Below are 19,465 nucleotides of genomic sequence, written 5' to 3'. Positions count from 1 at the left end.
TATATTACCAGCTTTACCATTAAAGTCGTATGCGACCAACGGCTTAACTCGGCTAAGCTTCAATCGCTTCGCAATAAACCGGCAAGTCAGCGGTTGTTTACTGACTTGCCGGAATCATCACTATGGCTGCGTCGTACGTCGACGTTCTAACCAGTAATACAGTGCCGGCAGCAACACCAAGGTGAGTAAGGTGGCAGAAATGATGCCACCAATCACCACCGTTGCTAACGGCCGTTGTACTTCAGCACCGGTACCGCTGTTAAAAGCCATCGGCACGAACCCTAAGCTGGCAACTAAAGCGGTCATCAACACCGGTCGTAAACGCTGTTGCGCGCCCTCAAATACGGCGTCTGCTAAGTTGTGCCCTTGCTCTCGCAACTGTCGAATAAACGACAGCATAACCACACCGTTCAGCACTGCAATGCCGGACAAGGCAATAAAACCGACCGCCGCCGAAATCGATAACGGCATATCCCGCAATGCCAGTGCAAAAATACCACCGCTTAATGCCAACGGCACGCCGGTAAAAATCACCAAGGTTGCGCTGAGCGAGCTAAACGCGCTGTACAGCAAAGCAAAAATTAGCAGTAGCGCCAGCGGCACCACCCAACTTAAGCGTTGCGTCGCCGACTGTAACTGTTCGAACGAACCGCCATAACCGATCCAGTAGCCCGCTGGCAGCGTTAACTGCTGCCTCAATGCCTGCTGCACATCGGCGACAAAAGAGCCCAAATCACCGTCGCCAACGTTGGCGCTTATGATGACATTACGTTTGCCGCTTTCACGATTAATCTGATTCGGCCCATTGCTCAGCGTCAGATCGGCGACTTCGGCCAATGGCACATAACGTAAATCAGGGTCAGCCGATGCCGGTACATCAACCGGCAAACGCCCCAGTCGTGACAAATCACCACGCCAGTCGTCGGCCATTCGGATGATCAGCGGAAAGCGTTTGTCGCCCTCGTAAATCAAACCAACCTGAATACCGCCGGTGGCTTGCTGTAGGCTTTGCTGAATATCACTGACCGTTAATCCTAACAGCGCTAAATGATCGCGTTTTGGCGTTACAGAAAGAGTCGGCAAACCACTCATTTGTTCGACCCTAACGTCTGTCGCGCTAGGCAGTTGACGTATAATCTGTGCCGCTTGCTCACCCAACTCTTTCAGCGTGGCTAAATCATCACCGTAAATACGTACCCCTAAATCGGCACGGACACCGGCGATCAGCTCGTTAAAGCGCATCTCGATGGGTTGGGTAAACTCATACTGGTTACCGGGTAAATCTTGCACTTTGCTACGCAGTTCTTGCACCAACTGTGCCTTCGGCTTATCCGGCTGCGGCCATTGTGAACGCGGCTTTAATATAATAAAGGTGTCAGCGACACTGGGAGGCATCGGGTCGGTAGCAATATCCGGCGTGCCAATTTTAGAGTACACATGAGCCACCTCAGGCAAGCTGTTTACTACTGCCTCTAAATGCTTTTGCATGCTCACCGACTGTGTCAGGCTAGTGCCAGGAATACGTAACGCGTGCATAGCAATATCGCCCTCATCCAACTGCGGCAAAAACTCGCTACCCATTTGTTCGGCTTGCCACAACGACAATGCAAACACCAATGCGCCCGCACCGACCATCAACAGCGGCCAGCGCAACGCGAGTCGTAATAGCGGTTGGTAGCCGCGTCGAGCTTGCCGCATGACCGGGTTCTCGGCGTGCTTAATACGGCCCCTCATCAACACCGCCAGCGCCGCCGGCACCGCAATGATAGCCAGTAATAACGCACCGAGTAAGGCAGCCACCACGGTAAACGCCATCGGCTGAAACATCTTGCCCTCGACCCCGTTTAAGGCAAATATCGGCAGATAAACGACCATGATAATAAGCACCCCGAACACCGCCGGATTAAACACCTCCCGGGTACTTTTTATAATCGTGCTGAGCCGTTCTTGAGGTGTCAGCACACGGCCAACCTGCTGCTGAGCTAAGGCCAGTCGACGCAGGCTGTTTTCCACCACAATCACCGCACCATCGACAATCAAACCAAAATCAATAGCGCCCAGGCTCATCAGGTTGCCAGAGACCTTATTGGCAACCATGCCGGTCATTGCAAACAGCAGGCTAAGTGGAATTACGCAGGCGGTGATCAACGCGGCACGCAGGTTGCCGAGTAAAATGAATAACACCACCACCACCAATAGCGCGCCTTCGAACAGGTTCTTTTCGACCGTCGCAATGGTTTTATCAACCAACCGGGTGCGATCGTAAACCGCTTCGATGCGCACCCCGTCAGGCAAGCTTGGTTGAATCTGCTCAAGCTTGTCGGCAACCGCCTGCGCCACCACGCGGCTATTTTCACCCATCAACATCATCGCGGTGCCTAACACCACCTCCTGCTCGTCGGCAGTCGCCGCACCGGTGCGTAATGGCTTGCCATAGCTAACCTCGGCGATATCAGCCACCCGAATCGGTGTATCGTCACGCTTGACCACCACCACATCAGCAATGTCAGACAATGTTTTCAATTGCGCCGCTGAGCGCACCAACCACTGCTCACCGTTGTGCTCAATATAACCAGCACCGGCGTTACGGTTATTCAACTGCAGCGCCGTCGCCAATTGCTGTAACGTCACCTTATAGGCGAGCATTTTCGCTGGGTCGGGTAACACTTGGTACTGCCGTGCGTAACCACCAATGGTATTGACCTCGGTAACACCAGCCACGGTGACTAACTGCGGCTCGATGATCCAATCCTGAATGGTGCGCAGATCTTCGGCGGTATAGGGGCTGCCATCGGCTTTGCTAGCGCCAGCTTCGGTGGTCACCAGATAATTGTAAATCTCCCCCAAACCGGTGGCGATGGGCCCCATTTTGGGTTTGATATCGCGCGGCAGTTCGGCACCGAGCTGTTGTAAACGCTCGCTAATTTGCTGGCGCGCCCAATAAATATCGGTGCCTTCCTCAAACACCACGGTTACTTGCGATAAACCATAACGTGATAGTGAGCGGGTATAAGCTAATCGCGGTAACCCAGCCATCGCCGTTTCGATGGGATAACTGATACGTTGCTCGGTTTCCAACGGCGAGTAGCCGCGTGCTTGCGTATTGATTTGTACCTGCACATTAGTAATGTCGGGCACCGCATCAATGGGTAAACGCAGCGCGCTATAAACGCCGATGCCAGCCATGATCAAGGTCGCCAACAAAACCAGCCAACGCCGCTCAACCACAACCCGAATAAGGTTATCGATCATGTCGTTCTCCTGTTAGTGGCTATGGCTTGCGCCCTGTTTCAGTAAATCGGCTTTGAGCAAATAGCTGTTGCCGTCGACATATTCGCTACCCACGGCTAAACCATCTGTCACCTCGACCCAATCGCCGCTTTGTATACCCAGCGTGACCGGTTGTGCGATAAAACGCTGATCTTGTCGGACAAACACCACGGTCTGTTGCTCGAGGGTCTGAATAGCCGCACGCTTGACTACCACCTCAGCGTCTCGCTGCGCAACTCGAACGTTAGCGCTAACGTGCATACCGGGGCGCCAATGACCACTCTCGTTAGCCAGCTCGATGCGCGCCTTAGCAATATGACCAGCACTCATTTGTGGAGAAATGTAAGACACGGTGCCGTTTGCCTGACGATGTTGATGCAAGTCGTTCAGGGTTGCCGTTTGACCAACTTCGAGTGCTTCGACGTCGGCAGGAAATGCCGACAACTCGACCCAAACCCGTTGGCTATTAAGCACCTCGAACAACACCGCTTGCTCGACAATCTCACCCACATTGGCCTGCCGTGAGACAACCTCGCCGGCTATCGGCGCTAGCAGTTGAAAACGGCTACCACTGACAAGGTTTTCTAATAACGCTAGCTGCTGGCCAGCATCGACGTGCTGCCCCTGTTGTACGGTGACCTTGATGATACGTGCTCGATAAGGCGAGCTCAGCGCAACCAAGTCACCTTGTCGTGGCACCACCACACCATACAATTGGCGCGTTAGTGCCAACTGCCCGGCGGTGGCCTTGGCCGTGCTGATTTGCATGCGCGTCATCGCAGCCTGCGACAACTCGGTATGTGCCAAAGCTTCGGCATGGCTATCATCAGCGGCCGCTAACGAGTTCGTGCTCAACGCACTGATAGTCACTAATAAACCTACAATCAGGCTCGCCTTGCTGGTTAACTTAATCATGTCGAACTCCTAGCAACGGCGTAGCGGTCAGCCGTTCTAATGCAATGAAAGTGGTAAAAATGAGGTGTTGTTGCGCCAGTTGTTGTTGCTCTAACTGCGCCAGTTGTTGCTGCGCATCTAGCACATTGAGCAATGAACTGGTGCCACGCTGATAATCTTGACGCACCTGTTGTAGTAACTGCTGTGCCAGCGGCAATAGTTGCTCGGCGATGCGTTGTAACTGTTGTCGGGCGTTGCTAAGCCGATACCAAAGTACGTTAACGCGAGCTCTTAGCTGTTCGCGCAGCAACCGTTGCAGGGTCCAGTTTTGGCGTTGCTGAATGCGTTGCTCGGTGAGCCGACCGGCGTTGGGGTTTTGCCATTGCCAAGGCATCGAGGCGCGCACTATCACATCGCTAGCATCGACGTCGTTGTTATAGCGCACACCGACACCGATGGTTAAATCGGCACTAGCGTCGGCTTGTAATGACGCTAACTGTGCCGCCAACAAACGCTCGGAATCGAGTAACCGCAAATACTCCGGAGCTTGGTTGACCGCTTCGAGTAATTGCTGTTGCCTCGGCCAAACCGACGGTAACTGCCACTGGCCTTGCACCACGGTTACCGGTTGGCTACTGGCCCACATCGCGGTTAAACGCTGCTGGCCCTGTTCGCGTTCGGCTTGCAGTTGTTGCTGCTGTAATTGCTGCTGCTGATGTTGCAACTGCATCCGCGTTAATTGCGAGGGTAGCGCCACGCCTGCATCAGTGCGTTGTTGAGTGATACTTAGCAATTGCCCGGTTCGGTCAAGTTGCTGTTGCTGCAACTGTTGCTGCTGCTGTAGAAACAGCAAGTCATAAAAGCGTTGCGTGGTTTCTGCCAGCACCTCGATTTGCTGATAGCGATACTCGGCCTGACGCGCACGTTGTTCGGCATTGGCGGCAACGACACGTTGCTGGCGTTTATCGCCCAACTCGAGCAATTGACTGAAGGACACGGTGATTTCGGCTTGCTCTAAGCCTTTTTGCTGACCGTTAACGGTTAACTTTTCGAGCTCAATACCCAACTCTGGATTTGGCCGTAATGCGGCTTGTTGCAAAAGCCCTTGCGCCGCCTGCTGCTGGTAGTCGGCACGGGTTAATTGCGGATTACTGCGCAGCGTATATTGTAACGCCTGCGCTAGCGTCAACTGGGCATCTGCCGCATCGGCTGCCGCAGTTAGGCCAAACACCATCGCCCAGCACGCCACTTGGGAATGCTTCATGGAATTCTCCATTGAAAAAGACGGTTAGAAATTACTTAACGTTTTAATCAGATAGAGAAATCGTGGTTGGGCGGGGGCACCGGTGGTTGGTGGGTTAAACTATTACGCTGTACCGTGAGGCGGTTGTTGTGCGAGAACATGGGTGTTATCGGTGATAAACCAATCTGATACCCAATAAAGCAACTGACGTGAGCATGATAGGTGTGTTGATGCGGCTGCTCAGTGTCGGAATGACTGTCGAACTGGCTGTCGGAATGACTAACGGCCTGACGATCAACCTGAGCGCAGTTGTTCTGAGCCGTTGCGCTTAAGCATAATAAGCCAATGTCATTGCTCAGGTTATGATCGCTATCAAACACGCTGTCAACGCTATGTAGCGGGTCATCAACATGACCCACAGCCTTAGCGCAGCTAAAAAAGCTGTGCAAAAGCATCACGATGATCAGCGCATAAGAAAGTTTCATGCGGCTATCATAAACGGTTAGCCGTCGGCCGCCAACCGTCGGCGTCTAAGCAGGCACGTTGCGTTTGTCAAAAAACCATAAAAAAACGGCTCCGTAGAGCCGTTTAGCTGAACAATTTAACGCTTACGCTAAGTCAAAACGATCCGCATTCATGACTTTTACCCAAGCGGCAATAAAGTCGCGCACGAATTTCTCCTGATTATCGTCTTGCGCATAAACCTCGGCGTAAGCACGTAAAATCGAGTTAGAGCCGAACACCAAATCAACCCGACTGGCCGTCCACTTGGCTTCGTCGGTGGCTCTATCGACCAGCTGGAACTGGTTCTTCGACAATGCTTGCCAACGGTATTTCATATCGGTCAGATTAACAAAAAAGTCGTTACTGAGCACACCGACGCGATCGGTAAAGACGCCCTGCTGATCATCGCCATGGTTGCTACCCAGCACTCGCATGCCGCCCACTAACACCGTCATCTCGCGTGCGGTTAACCCCATTAATTGAGCGCGGTCGAGTAACAGCTCCTCGGCCGCTACCTCGTAGTCTTTTTTCAACCAATTACGAAAACCATCATGCAAAGGCTCAAGCACAGCAAAGCCTTCCACATCGGTTTGCTCGGCAGTGGCATCGCCACGGCCAGCCGCAAATGGCACGTCAATATCCACGCCAGCCGCTTTTGCCGCCTGCTCTACCGCCGCCGAACCTGCCAATACGATTAAGTCGGCCAGACTGACTGGCTTGCTCAGCGTTTTTTGCAAGGCGCTTAAAGCCTGTAACACCCGTTGTAACCGCTCAGGCTCATTCGCCACCCAATCTTTTTGCGGTGCTAAGCGAATGCGCGCACCGTTGGCGCCACCGCGGAAATCCGAGCCACGGAAAGTCCGTGCGCTGTCCCACGCGGTGTTGATCAAGTCACGTGGGCTCAGTTCAAGCGCCAGTAATTGCTTTTTCAAATCAGCAATTTCGGCATCCGACAGCGTATAGTCAACCGCCGGTACCGGATCTTGCCAAAGTAGGTCTTCGGCGGGCACTTCTGGCCCCAAATAGCGACTTTTCGGCCCCAGATCGCGGTGCGTTAATTTAAACCAAGCTCGCGCGAAAACCTCGCTAAAGTATTCATGATCGGCGTAGAACTTCTCGATGATCTGACGATATTTCGGGTCCATTTTCATCGCCATATCGGCGTCAGTCATGATCGGGTTGCGGCGAATACTCGGGTCTTCAACATCGACCGGCTTGTCCTCTTCGCGCATGTTGACCGGTTCCCATTGCCAGGCACCGGCTGGACTTTTTTTCAGTTCCCAATCGTGCTCTAGTAACAGTTTAAAATAACCGTTGTCCCATTGCGTTGGATGCGTGGTCCAAGCACCTTCAATACCGCTGGTTACCGCATCGCGACCGATGCCGCGCGTTTTATGGTTATTCCAGCCCAATCCTTGTTCGCTGATATCAGCGGCTTCCGGCTCTGCACTCAAATTAGCCGCGTCACCATTACCATGACATTTGCCCACGGTGTGACCACCGGCGGTTAAAGCGGCGGTTTCCTCGTCATTCATCGCCATGCGAGCAAAGGTTTCGCGAATATCGGCCGCGGTTTTCAGCGGATCAGGATTACCGTCAACGCCCTCTGGGTTGACATAAATTAACCCCATCATTACTGCGGCTAACGGATTTTCTAAATCGCGTTCACCGCTGTAGCGCGTTCCCTCTGAACCAGACGGCGCCAGCCATTCTTTTTCAGAGCCCCAGTAAGTGTCTTTTTCAGGATGCCAAATGTCTTCACGGCCACCAGCAAAACCAAAGGTTTTCAACCCCATAGATTCGTAGGCGATATTACCCGCTAAGATCATCAAATCAGCCCACGAGATAGCGTTGCCGTATTTTTTCTTGATCGGCCATAATAAGCGCCGGGCTTTATCTAAGTTGACGTTGTCTGGCCAACTGTTTAACGGCGCAAAGCGCTGATTACCGGTACCGCCACCACCACGACCATCAGCCACCCGATAACTACCGGCGGAGTGCCAAGCCATACGGATCATGAGGCCACCATAATGCCCCCAATCGGCCGGCCACCAGTCTTGGCTGTCGGTCATCAACTGAGTTAAGTCGGCTTTTAAGGCTTGATAGTCGAGCTTAGAGAAGGCGTCGCGATAGTCAAAATCGTCATCCATCGCCTGCGTTTTATGGTCGTGTTGGTGCAGAATATCGAGATTCAGCGCCTTCGGCCACCATGCCGTTGGGCTTTCGTTGCTGTGGCTATGGCTGCCATGTAAAACCGGACATTGACCAGCCGGATGCTGTTGTTGCTTACTCATTGCAGGGGTCCTCACGGTACAGTTTATTATTCTATAACGGCGACTTTAAGAGGCTTCGCTTAGCAAAAAGCTAGGCCTAAAGCCGCAGAAGTTCAAGCAATCGTTAAACCTTTATACCGTCAAAGTAGCAGCCCAGATCCATCAGGCATAACGCAATTTACCAATAGTGGTTATCGGTTTTTTGGGTGAAAGAACGAATAGCTCATGAAAATGCAGCTTACTCGTGATGGCGGGCTTCTCGAAGGAATACCCTTCACAAATAGCACTAGAACATTCAATTTATTCAATGTAGTTACCCCGTAGTAAGATAACCTAAAAAAATCATCTGTCTTTCATGTTCGAGGAAAGATAATTTAACACAAAATCTATTCATTTCTTTCTGGAAAAATCTGCTAGTTTATGACATTTTGTTTTAAACAGACGTTAATAAACACACATAAATCTAAAGGCAATAGAAAAAATGACACAAACAGAAAATAACTCATTTTTAATTAATCGAATAAAAGATTTATCTGAGGTTCCACAGAACAACAAAACCAAAGTATTTGTAAATGGATTTTATGGTGGTTTTAGTGGAGGAGGTACTTTCTCATTCGATTCAAACTGCGAAAAAACGATGCATAATGGCGGAACTATTATTGCGCCTGAAGCACTAACTGACTGGAGCGGTGAACAAACAGACTTATTGAATTTTGTTTTGTGGAATGGCTCAGGAAATGGCTGCTGGATTAGATCAGAAAATAACAGCATAGTAGAAAGTAGTATATTTGGCGTCATAAGCAATCCAAACATCTATCAGTCAGAAATTATTCAACACATTTATGACTCAGTTACTTCTGGAGTTTTAATTAAATTACCTGAGGGAACGGTAAAGGTTTCCGGTTTTAATGGTTTACGAGATAATATCGGCTTCATTGGTCATGGAAAAGGAAAAACATACCTTCATATCGATCACTCAGATAACTCAGGAATAGGATTCAGATTTGGAAAGCGAATTCTAACAGATACCAGAAGTGATAACCTTCCTGTTTATGATGGAACTATAGACTATTTCGATGAAAATCAGTTTAGCCCAGCAGATAACGAAAATCCTAGGATTAAAAATCCTACGCTAAAAAATTTGACGGTTATAATGGGAGGAGCAGGTGGTACATCATATCTCGATTTTATGAGAGTTGATGGTGGGCAGCTTGATGTTGAATTTGAATGGCAAGGATCTCCTGTAGCATCAAATGGTTTAAGATGCTTTTTCTGCTCAAATTTAGATATTCCCAACCTCATCATGCCGAGAAATCTAAATGTCACATTTAGCGCGCTATGGTTCTGGTGTTATGGATTTAAGGGTGACTGTTGGGTAAGTAAAGGAGCGAAGACGACAGGATTAGAGTTTAAGCATGTCGTAGCATTTAATGTGAAAAATGCTAAATATCTGGGCAGTAATGACACTGAAGCTACTTTTGGCATCAGTATTGGCTACGGCTCAAGAAATAATTATTTTGGAAATCTACAATCAAATTTTGCAACAATACGATTTAAAGCATCTGAAGAGTTTGATGAGTCATGCGATTTAAAAATTAACCACCTAGAGATCGACAATCCCTTTGGTACGGGCTTAAACATTACTCACTTCCGTTCGCTATTTATTGACACTTATAAGATAAGGGCTAAAACACCACTAAACTTCAATTTTGAAGACTTTTACATGTTTAGTTCAAATTCCGAAATAGTTGAAAAAAGGAGCAGTGGAGAGTTTTCTTATGATGGTAATTATTATACAAAAATAGTAACTGGATCAATAACAAAATATTATGAACGACGACCAAACCCAATCCTCCGAGATGCCATCTTTGGCGTAGGCGAATTAATTTTTGTCGGTATGGCAGAAAGAGCTGTTTTCGGCAACATAGCTGGTGGTTACCAATCAACTTATGCTCTTGACTCACAAGGAAAATGGTTAACTTATTCATCACCTATTCGGAACGCTGGGTTCAATGAGTCGAAACGAACCTCGGTAACTTATTCATCAACCCGCCCCTACAGCATTGAGAATGTTGACTTTGGTAAAATGGCTATTATCGGTGAACAAAATTCATCCGTTTCTCAAGGAGCAATTAATATAACTCCACTTTTAGTTAATTGCTCAGGAAACATAAACATAAGAGATAGAGCCAGTAGTGTAGGCTATATGTTTTTCATCTTTAATAGCGAGCTAGAAATAAACTTAACAAACTTCCCTACTTCTCCAGGAATACCCACATTTAGAAATTGGGCGATGGTAGAATCGAAGCTTTCGGGATCGTGGGCATGTTATGGCTATCCGATTGAGCTAGGACAAGGTCCTACCTCACCATTCTTAGACGGATATATAGGTTCCGTTTTTAGTATAAATTTTATTTATCAGTCGGCGCCTAATAGCGGTCCGATAATCCGTACATTGCTCAATAAATCAAGGCCTGACGAACAATGGCCTCAGGCAGTTGGATTAAAGTTCTCAAATTGTCACAGCTATGCAATCGACGGAGCAAATACGGGAGGCTCTCCTATTGGTGGACAAAATTCAGCAATAATATCTCATGGTGAGGGTATTCCATCGTCATTCAGTTCGACGACCGGTGGGTGGGCATCAGCAAACAGCTTTATTGATCGAACACCATTTAGGCGAGTCTTTTCTAGCTCTTCAATATCCACCCCTCCTCCACAAAACCCGACCACTATCGGGGAGTTAGCCGAAAATATATACCCTAATTCAAATAAATGGTGGATCGCCAACTCATTGACGTCATGGAGTGAGCTATAGGCTGACTAATACTTGAGTCGGAGCTAAACCAAATAATTAGCTCCGACCAAACCGCTCATGTTCACCAATATCGGGGTCGTCTTTTTTAATATTAGCTTTCAAGATTTCGTAGAGTTGCAGGGCTTTGTTGTCATCGGCGCTCCACAGTTCGCCAAACTCGACATCGATTTCAAGCAGGGCCAGCTCTGGGTCATCGATACCTTGGCTAAACCAAGCTTCGACAAAAGCGCTCCAGTACTTTTCGATACGCTGACGGTCGTTGCTTAAGCGGGCACGACCCGATAGCGAGACATAGTGGTCGTGATGGCGGTCGGCAAAACTGACACAGACATGGCTGTCTTGCTGGGTTTCGATGACTTTCTCGGCACTGCGTTGGGTGAAAAACCACAAGCGTCCGTCATAATCGTCTTGCACCAGTTGCATCGGTCGTGCTCTTAACGCGCCATCATGCAAGGTGGTCAACATACCCACTTTGGCTTGCTTAATCAGTTGCCAAATTTTTTGCTGCTGTTCTGCGTTAGTCATGGTCACGCCTCCTGCGTCTATCAACTCTAACCGCTAGCATCTTCCTAGCGCCTATTTAAAGGCTAGTAAAGCCCGGCCAGAACGCAAAAATAGAAGCGTAAACTTGCTGTAAAATAGTTGCTCTACGTTAGCGCTGACTAGCGCTGCTCGTCCAAACGGCTGGCAAATGCTGACACGGCATCTAAGACTTTACGGGCACCCTCGCGGATTTCAGTGATCACCTGCGAGGTCTGCTGCACTCGCTCGGCGACGTCGCTGGCGGTCTGCTTGCCGGTATTGATGGTTTTTACCGCTTGCGCCGTTAAGGTCTGGTTTTTAGTCACCACCTCAACAATTTCGTCGGTGGAACGTGATGTGCGCGCCGCCAACTCACGGACTTCATCGGCAACTACCGCAAATCCGCGTCCTTGCTCGCCCGCTCGCGCCGCCTCAATAGCCGCGTTTAAGGCTAATAAGTTGGTTTGGTCGGCAATGCCGCTGATGGCTTGAATAATATTACTGATGGTTTTTGATTGTTGCTCCAATGCATCGATATTGTCTGACGCTTGCGCCATCTGCTCGGCCAAGGCGTTCATCACCGTTGCAGTTTGCTGCATCAGCTCAGCACCTTGTACCGCGTTTTCATCGGTTTCTTGAGAGCTACTGTAGGCAATATTCGCAGCCCGATTGACTTGCTTTTCCCGTTCCACATCGTCGCTCACGTTAGTGGCAAATTTGACCACCTTATACAACTGCCCATAGTTGTCGAAAATTGGATTATAAGTGGCCTCTAACCAAACCTCACGACCATTACTATCAATACGCCGGAAGCGCTCAGAGGCGAACTCACCACGATTTAAACGTTGCCAAAACTGATGATACTCGCCACTTTTTACCCACTCATCCGGACAAAACATCCGGTGATGTTTGCCCAACACCTGTTGTTGCTGATAACCCATAGTGCGCAGGAAAATGTCGTTAGCTTTTAGCACAATACCATCCATCGAAAACTCAATAACAGCCATCGACCGGTTAATAGCGGTGACTAAATTTTCGTATTCCCGAGATGTCGTAATTGTACGTGTGAGATTACTGGCAAATATATCAAAGCTTTCACACGCGCCATGCGAATTAAAAATCGGTTGCAAGATGATGCGTATCCAACAACCGCCCTCCTGACCATTATCCAACTCGACTGCGCCAGCCCAATGTTGAGCTTTGCTAATCGCGGCTTGCAGCTGTTTAAAGTGCTCGGTTTGGCGTCCCACCTCTGGTACCAAAGCAAGTAATCGCGAGCCACTAATGTTGTTCTCAAGTAACCCCGTTTCTTGCTCGAATAAACGATTCGCCGAAACGATATGACCGCCGCTATCAAGAGATAGGTGCAGCATTTCCGTTTCTAAGCTACGAAAAATCTGCTGATAAATCGTTAGCTGTTGCTGTGCTTGCTGCAATTCGCGTTTAAGTGAGGTGTTAAACATAATCAGTACCAGCCTTGGTAAAATCGAAGTTATCGCATCAAAACATACGGGGTAGATTAGGCGACAAGTGCCTACTTATCGACTTCAACGAAGGTTTTCTGAACACTATTGCTAAAAAATATCTATGAATATCGGCTATTGGCTGGGAATTCAGCAAAAGTCGTTTTAGATCAATAACACTTAACAAACGCTGATTTAAGCTACAGCGCATGACTGGTAGCGAACTCAATAAAACAACATGCTAAATATTTCTGAGCTGATACTGACCCTACGCGATATTACTAGTGGCTCGCGTCATACCCATTACTTTAAGCAAACCCGCAGCCATTATATTTATCGTCGTAGTCGCTTATTAGCCGGGTTGGTGGCACTGATGATGGTGTTATGGATCGCCATTGATGCGTTGTTATTACCACGTGAAATCTGGCAGCACTTAAGTTGGGCCCGCATCGGCTGCGGCATGCTATTGGCTAGCGTCGCGCTATGGCCAAGCTCGGCTTATCGCTTGAATAGTTCGCGCCTGCGCTTGCTAGCATTACTGCTGTTGGTTAGCCTCTTTCAAACTTATTCCGATTTATATTTACAACAGCAAGGATTGGTCGGTGAAGTCGCCGGTTATCAATTCTTTCCATATATGCTGGTCAGCTTACTGGCCATGTTTCCTTTGAGTATTGTCGAAGTCACACTGACCTTGTTAGCGCTACTGACCATTGAATTACTGACCCAATTTGGCGTTGGTGAGATATACAGCGTGCACGGTATTAATACCTTATGGCTAATGACCGTGCTTGGCGCCATTGCAGGCTGGGCCGCGTCTAACCAGTTGGCGATGTTGTTAACGCTATATCGACAAGCCACTCACGATCCGCTGACCGAATTGTGTAATCGGCGCGAATTACTCGAACATATGCACAGTGAAATCGACCATAGTCATAAAAATCAGAGCAGTCTCGCTATCCTGATCCTAGACTTGGATCGCTTCAAGCAATTTAACGATAACTTTGGCCATGCCGCGGGCGATTTAGTTTTGAAACAGTTCGCCAGTATTTTAAAGTCGCACGTCGATGGTGAGCGCCAACTCGCCGGGCGTATTGGCGGCGAAGAGTTTTTATTGATGCTGCCCGAGTTAACCCTATTAGAAGTCGAAATCTTTGCTGCCAAACTCCTGAGCGCCTGTCGTGATAGTCGTGTACGTATTCCTAGCGGCGACGACGTCGCCTTTACTTGCAGTATTGGCATTGCCATGTTGCAAACCGGGCAAAACAGCGCCGAAGTCATGGCCAATGCCGACGCCGCACTTTATCAGGCGAAAGACAATGGCCGTGACCAGTATTGGGTGTATCGTGAGTTACCGGTTAACACCAAAAATATGAAGTTGGCTTAACGGTTCGGACTGTCCTGTTTACCGCTTGGCTCGGGGTCATCCTGAGCTTGGTGAATCAAAATACGCGCGCCTGGCCCTTCTGCCGCCAAGACATCGTCTGGATTGCGCAATGGACAGTCGGCCAAAGACAAACAACCGCAGCCAATACAACCACCCAATTCATCGCGTAGCTGCAGTAAACTGGTGATACGTTGGTTAAGCATATCGTGCCAAGCCTGACTGATGTGTTGCCAATCTTCTTGGCTAATGGCTTTATCAGGTAGCTTATCCAAGTGCGCCTTGATGGTCTTTAGCGGTATACCGGCGCGCTTAGCAATACGAATAATGGCGATACGACGCAATACACCACGTCCGTAACGACGCTGATTACCATTGGAACGGGCGCTTTTTATCAAGCCCTTATCTTCATAGTAGTGGATCGTCGACACCGCCACCCCACTACGTTTAGCCACTTCCCCGACACTGAGTACCCGCGGCGCCGAGCTGACTTTCGGCATATGTTGCTCCTTAGCCTTATAGATTTTCGATTCACGCTATTGACCTCAAGTATACTTGAGCTAATAGTATCGTTTGCGACCGGTCTCAACAAGTCAGCCTGTTAACGAGACCAACCGCAGTCGCTAAGCTACAGCGGTTGCTAACCTTAAGTTCAACCGGAGTCATCATTATGAGTATCGAATTACCACCGTTACCCTACGATAAACAAGCACTTGAGCCCTATATGTCAGCAGAAACACTGACCTACCATCACGACAAACACCATGCTGCTTATGTCAATAAGCTCAATGAATTGATTGCCGGTAGCGAATTAGAGGATCACTCTTTAGAAGACATTATCTGGTCGGCAAAAGGGGTAATATTTAATAACGCCGCACAAATCTGGAATCACAATTTTTTCTGGCATTGCCTGACTCCACAGGGTGGCGGTGAGCCGCCATCAATACTGCTAAACGCGATTATGGATAAATGGGGCTCATTCGAGGCCTTTAAAAAACAATTTACCGAACAAGCTATCGCTAACTTCGGTTCGGGCTGGACTTGGCTGGTTAACAATGAACAAGGTAAACTCAGTATTGTTAATACCGCTAATGCCGACACACCTTTGACTCACGCGGGCATCACTCCCATTCTGACTGTTGATGTTTGGGAACACGCATACTACATCGACCACCGCAACGCTCGGGTAGACTACTTAGCAGCATTCTGGGCATTGGTAAATTGGAATTTTGTGCAGCAAAACTATGTAAGAGATTTGTCTTAAAAAGGACTTCATTAGATCGACAAACCTCTGCCGTGGCAAACTATCTTTTAGCCACGGCAGATGCTTTAACAAGTGATGGAGCATTGACGAAATACACTCACATCTTCTCCACCAGCTCTAATTGGTAGCCGCGATAACAGACTCGGTCGGTACGTGAGGTGACACCATGACGCGTGGTTCCGCCGCTATTGACACAGCGTTGACTGGTTTCACGGCGAGTGATTTTTACCACGCCCACCTCACCGTCGTTCAGTAAGCCTTGATGCACAACCGTTGTAGCAACATCAGAATTACCGTTGTATAAGTCTGTACCAACTACCGTGCCGCGCATATTCGCCTGTAAAATAAACAATGCGTAAGTGTTATCTTGCAAGGGTAAACGCTCCAGTCTACCCGAGGCGACCAATGGCTTATGCGTGGTTAACAGTTCACCGTAGCGCTGGACTGCCTGTTGCCGTGCTTCATTGACGCCCTTTTGCAACGTGTTGGTAAAAAACTGACCTCGTCGCGAGCTTGGAAAACGCAATAGGCCATCATCGTTCAGAGTAATATCGGTGCCGCGATAGAGTGTAAAATTAAGCGCATCAAAGCGCGTGTCACGGGTTAAATTAATATTCATTGCGCTACCGTCGTCAGCGATTTTGAACGACATCGGCGCTACCGTCTGAATCCACGGCGAGTCATAGTCATACATCACCAAGGATCCCTCTCCAATAGCTTCATCACCTGCTGGTAGCACCACTTCAAGCGCCATTTTTTGCGCGCTATTATTCGACCAGATGGCACCATTATTCAGCATCGGCCCAGTCGCCGACCAGGTGCCATTAAGCTGTTGCCGTAGTTGTTGAATCGCCGCCTGTCGTTTTGCTTGCGCTTGCTGTTGTGCTTGCAAGCGCTCCGCTTCGGCTTGCTGACGTTGTTGCTCGGCTTGCGCCAACAGGGTTTCATGTTCGCTAGAACCCTCCACGACAAAGCCATTCACGCCAAACTGACTCGCTGCATTACCGGGAATAGCGGCCATGTCCAAACGCTCGATAGTAACGCTCCAATTATCCTCCCCTCTAGGTGTCGAGCGAGTTATCAAAGAACCACTGAGCGTGTCGCCAGCTGATGCCACTTTTCTGACTACCGCCGTATCAGCCACACTCCCCACTCGTTCGAAAAAATCCTCATCAAAACGAATGCTGACGGTTGATCGCGTTCGCCATTTGGGGTCAATTTTGTCACCCACATTTTCTGTGACTTGAATCTCGACATCATCCACCGATAAACCCGCTTTTAAATCGAGCATCAAGGCCTTTTCGATATCGTCAGCCGATGCACCTTCGTTAGCCCCTGAACACCCAACCAGCGTTAAACAAGCGCAGAATAATAAGCCGATAGCTTGTTTCATTTGCTTCCCCTATTTCTTAATTAATAACATTAGCCATAAACTAGAGATACAAACCAACAAAATAACCACAATGTAAGGATTGCGTTAATTTTCTATAAAACAGCATTTTTTAGGTGATTTCGAGGAAATTTTGCTAAAAAACCATAAAAAATGATGAAGCGGTTGTTTTTATTATTATTTTGCTTTCTACCTGAGCCAAATAAACCAACAATTGTTCAACACAATAGAAGCAATAACGAACTAGTACGCCAACGGCTTGACTAGGGTGGGAAAAGTACAGCGTTAGTGTCGCGTTTGGTCGGTGCTAGTAGCTTGGTGACGGCATTGTTTGGCATATACCTAAGCGCCATAGCCCTGCTCTTGCCCGTAGTCAGTTTTACATGGTTGGCGTTAAGTGCCGCTATGGTTCTGCCTTATTGTTTTAACCAACGCTGCCAAGCCAGCGGCAACCATGCGCGACAGCGAGCATTAATCCGCGCCTCATGCTTCTGCCAAACAACGCCAAGGTAAATCACGAATAAGCCGATAACGGTCAATAGCAATGGGAACAGCCAGCTATCGGCGAATACCTGGTAAGATAAATAGCCAAGATAGCCGAAGCTACCCAACCCGCCGAGTACCACGAACACTCGACGAGCTAGTAGCACGCCGACACCGATCATCAGCAGATTAATGACAAAAAAGGTGGCTTTTGCCAGTTCGCTGTCAGACTCTTGCAGCGACAACCCGCCCCAGAAGGCCAATGCGCCGAACAAGTATAACCAAAACGCATAATCAGCCTGAGCGAGGTGACGACTACGTATGTCCACCCATAACGCCAACGCTATCATGGCTAAGCCGACATACATCGACACCTGTTTGCGCAAATCCCAATTGAGGTCTTGACCGTAAATCATGACTGCAACATCCATCGACAGATACCAGAGTGTCACTGCCACCGGCATCAATAAAAAACCATAACGATAGCGCCAAGCTAATAACGCAGCGACCAGCAAGGTACCGATTTCCATGTAAAACCACGACCAACTAACATAACGGTGATAATCACGGTAGTCACTGCCAGCGGGAATAGCCGTTAAATAGTCTTGTAAGCCATAAATCACCAACGGCGTTAGGCACACCACGAAGGTCGCGCAAATACCCGCCGGGATAGCCAATTGCTTCGCCCTAAACGATTCGGTCAGGATAATGCCGAGCACGGCGTAAATCAGGCCAATGCCGATCAGTGCCAAACCGCCAAAGCTCTGCCAGCCTAAATTCATCAGTAACGTCATGGCCGCGATAGCCAGTAAGCCGCCTAAATAATAGAGTACGTGGGTCGCGTTAAACTGTGGTTGCTGCGCCTGCTGCCGTTGTAAAAACTGCCACAACTCGCGAGCCTGCTCGGTCGATATCAGTTGTGCTTGTGCGGCACGCTCTAGCTGATTTTTACTGATTTTCATAAACATCCTTGTGCTGCTGATATCCGGCCTGGCGACAACCTGGGTTACAAGCTTTTAGCAAAGTAAATTTTTGCGTTATCGGGCGAACCGCGATGCTCGTAATCGACGATTTGATAACCGTTGTTGATCAATAAGCGTAGCATGTTCGGGTAGCGATTCATCGATTTTACGCGCATCGTTTGATAGCCGTGTTGCCGCGCCCACAGCTGCTGTTGCTCTAGCAACCGTTGCGCCAACCCGCTTTTCCGTTGCTCTGGCAGCACACCACCGAGCCAGCTATAGAAGGTATGCTGATCCCATTCGTAGCCCAATTTGCACGCTACTGGCTGTTGCTGTCGGTAAGCCACTAACGCCAAATACGGACGTTCGCCGATACGAGCCTGCAACGCGGCGACATCATTCAGCTGCTGCATTTCGGGAATTTGCGTCAATACCGCCAGCAGCTCGTCTAAGCTCGCCTGTCGAATCTCCATCTTGTTGCTCTGCCTTACTGTGGATAACGGTTATCAATAATGCCAGTCTGCATCGCGTGTCAGAATTTGACAACAACCGTATGGCGGTACGTCATTATTAATTATTTTTTCAGTTGTTCTATAGCGCACTTTTAACTACTAAACGCCTTATTTTTAGATCTTTTAAATTTAGTTAAGGTATTAATTAAGCAAAATAGATTACGAAATAAAAAGACCAAATTTAACAGATTGATTTATTAGCATTTATTTACAAGAATCGCAGATATCGCGGTTTAAGAAATTATCAATTTTCTCTTAAGAAAGTAATCTCTATGACTGATTTAAAAAAACATCACACGAAAATTCTACTTGCCGCTATGGCGTTTTGGTTGATTATAGCCGGGTTCGAAGGCGCGCTGTTTGCCCCCATATTGTTGTTACTGCCTGGATTGTTTTTCGTTTTTGCTATATTGATGGCGCTGAGCGGATACCTTAATCGCCCCAGTTGGCTATGCCCAGCTTATGCGTTATCAATCATTATTCTTG

15 protein-coding genes are annotated in these 19,465 nt (G+C 48.6%); 4 read left to right on the top strand and 11 right to left on the bottom strand.

The features are described 5' to 3' along the window. Positions 1 to 120 precede the first annotated feature (120 nt). The 5 genes from A10D4_RS08545 to katG form a co-directional block, all read right to left on the bottom strand. Positions 121 to 3,252 (bottom strand): efflux RND transporter permease subunit, encoded by a 3,132-nt coding sequence (locus tag A10D4_RS08545; protein ID WP_008488981.1) that lies wholly within the window; start codon positions 3,250 to 3,252, stop codon positions 121 to 123. 12 nt (positions 3,253 to 3,264) lie between these two features. Next, positions 3,265 to 4,185 (bottom strand): efflux RND transporter periplasmic adaptor subunit, encoded by a 921-nt coding sequence (locus tag A10D4_RS08540; protein WP_008488980.1) that lies wholly within the window; start codon positions 4,183 to 4,185, stop codon positions 3,265 to 3,267. After that, the gene (locus tag A10D4_RS08535) at positions 4,178 to 5,428 is read right to left on the bottom strand and encodes a TolC family protein (protein WP_008488979.1); all 1,251 of its coding nucleotides are present in this window, start codon (positions 5,426 to 5,428) and stop codon (positions 4,178 to 4,180) included. The genes A10D4_RS08540 and A10D4_RS08535 overlap by 8 nt, the downstream gene beginning before the upstream one ends. Before the next feature lie 47 nt (positions 5,429 to 5,475). After that, on the bottom strand, positions 5,476 to 5,892 hold the full coding sequence (locus tag A10D4_RS08530) for a hypothetical protein (protein WP_008488977.1): 417 nt from the start codon (positions 5,890 to 5,892) through the stop codon (positions 5,476 to 5,478). A gap of 123 nt (positions 5,893 to 6,015) precedes the next feature. Next, positions 6,016 to 8,205 (bottom strand): catalase/peroxidase HPI, encoded by a 2,190-nt coding sequence (gene katG / locus A10D4_RS08525; RefSeq protein WP_008488976.1) that lies wholly within the window; start codon positions 8,203 to 8,205, stop codon positions 6,016 to 6,018. Between the two features lie 460 nt (positions 8,206 to 8,665). Here katG and A10D4_RS08520 point away from each other — a divergent pair, with 460 nt between their 5' ends. Next, entirely contained in the window at positions 8,666 to 11,002 is a 2,337-nt protein-coding gene (locus A10D4_RS08520) for a hypothetical protein (protein ID WP_008488975.1), read from the top strand. A gap of 36 nt (positions 11,003 to 11,038) precedes the next feature. Here the strand turns inward: A10D4_RS08520 and A10D4_RS08515 are convergent, their stop codons facing one another. Next, positions 11,039 to 11,527 carry a pyridoxamine 5'-phosphate oxidase family protein gene (locus A10D4_RS08515; protein ID WP_008488974.1) on the bottom strand — a complete coding sequence of 163 codons (489 nt, stop codon included), beginning with the start codon at positions 11,525 to 11,527 and terminating at the stop codon, positions 11,039 to 11,041. A gap of 137 nt (positions 11,528 to 11,664) precedes the next feature. Beyond that, positions 11,665 to 12,987, bottom strand: coding sequence for a methyl-accepting chemotaxis protein (locus A10D4_RS08510; protein WP_008488973.1), 1,323 nt, complete (start codon positions 12,985 to 12,987; stop codon positions 11,665 to 11,667). Between the two features lie 238 nt (positions 12,988 to 13,225). On the opposite strand from A10D4_RS08510, the gene A10D4_RS08505 reads away from it, so the two are divergent. Further along, a complete protein-coding gene (locus A10D4_RS08505; protein WP_008488972.1) occupies positions 13,226 to 14,371 on the top strand; it encodes a GGDEF domain-containing protein in 1,146 nt (381 codons plus the stop codon). On the opposite strand, the gene soxR is transcribed toward A10D4_RS08505, so the two are convergent. Continuing rightward, positions 14,368 to 14,868 carry a redox-sensitive transcriptional activator SoxR gene (gene soxR, locus A10D4_RS08500; RefSeq protein ID WP_008488971.1) on the bottom strand — a complete coding sequence of 167 codons (501 nt, stop codon included), beginning with the start codon at positions 14,866 to 14,868 and terminating at the stop codon, positions 14,368 to 14,370. The two genes, A10D4_RS08505 and soxR, sit on opposite strands and share 4 nt — an antisense overlap. Before the next feature lie 170 nt (positions 14,869 to 15,038). Here soxR and A10D4_RS08495 point away from each other — a divergent pair, with 170 nt between their 5' ends. Continuing rightward, positions 15,039 to 15,632, top strand: a complete 594-nt coding sequence (locus tag A10D4_RS08495) for a superoxide dismutase (RefSeq protein ID WP_008488969.1) — start codon at positions 15,039 to 15,041, stop codon at positions 15,630 to 15,632. Between the two features lie 97 nt (positions 15,633 to 15,729). On the opposite strand, the gene A10D4_RS08490 is transcribed toward A10D4_RS08495, so the two are convergent. The 3 genes from A10D4_RS08490 to A10D4_RS08480 all read right to left on the bottom strand — a co-directional run bounded on the left by A10D4_RS08490 (position 15,730) and on the right by A10D4_RS08480 (position 18,940). Further along, on the bottom strand, positions 15,730 to 17,025 hold the full coding sequence (locus tag A10D4_RS08490) for an LCCL domain-containing protein (RefSeq protein ID WP_008488967.1): 1,296 nt from the start codon (positions 17,023 to 17,025) through the stop codon (positions 15,730 to 15,732). 413 nt (positions 17,026 to 17,438) lie between these two features. After that, entirely contained in the window at positions 17,439 to 18,467 is a 1,029-nt protein-coding gene (locus A10D4_RS08485; RefSeq protein WP_008488966.1) for a hypothetical protein, read from the bottom strand. A 44-nt stretch (positions 18,468 to 18,511) separates the two neighbouring features. Further along, on the bottom strand, positions 18,512 to 18,940 hold the full coding sequence (locus A10D4_RS08480) for a GNAT family N-acetyltransferase (protein WP_008488965.1): 429 nt from the start codon (positions 18,938 to 18,940) through the stop codon (positions 18,512 to 18,514). A 311-nt stretch (positions 18,941 to 19,251) separates the two neighbouring features. On the opposite strand from A10D4_RS08480, the gene A10D4_RS14380 reads away from it, so the two are divergent. Next, positions 19,252 to 19,465, top strand: a 214-nt coding sequence (locus A10D4_RS14380) for a hypothetical protein (RefSeq protein ID WP_008488964.1), incomplete at its 3' end; no start/stop codon positions are given.

Origin of the sequence: Idiomarina xiamenensis 10-D-4 (assembly GCF_000299895.1) — a bacterium.
In the GTDB taxonomy this organism is placed as follows: Bacteria; Pseudomonadota; Gammaproteobacteria; order Enterobacterales; family Alteromonadaceae; genus Idiomarina; species Idiomarina xiamenensis.
The sequence above is the reverse complement of the archived record's forward strand: the minus strand, read 5'-3'. Positions and strand labels throughout refer to the sequence as shown.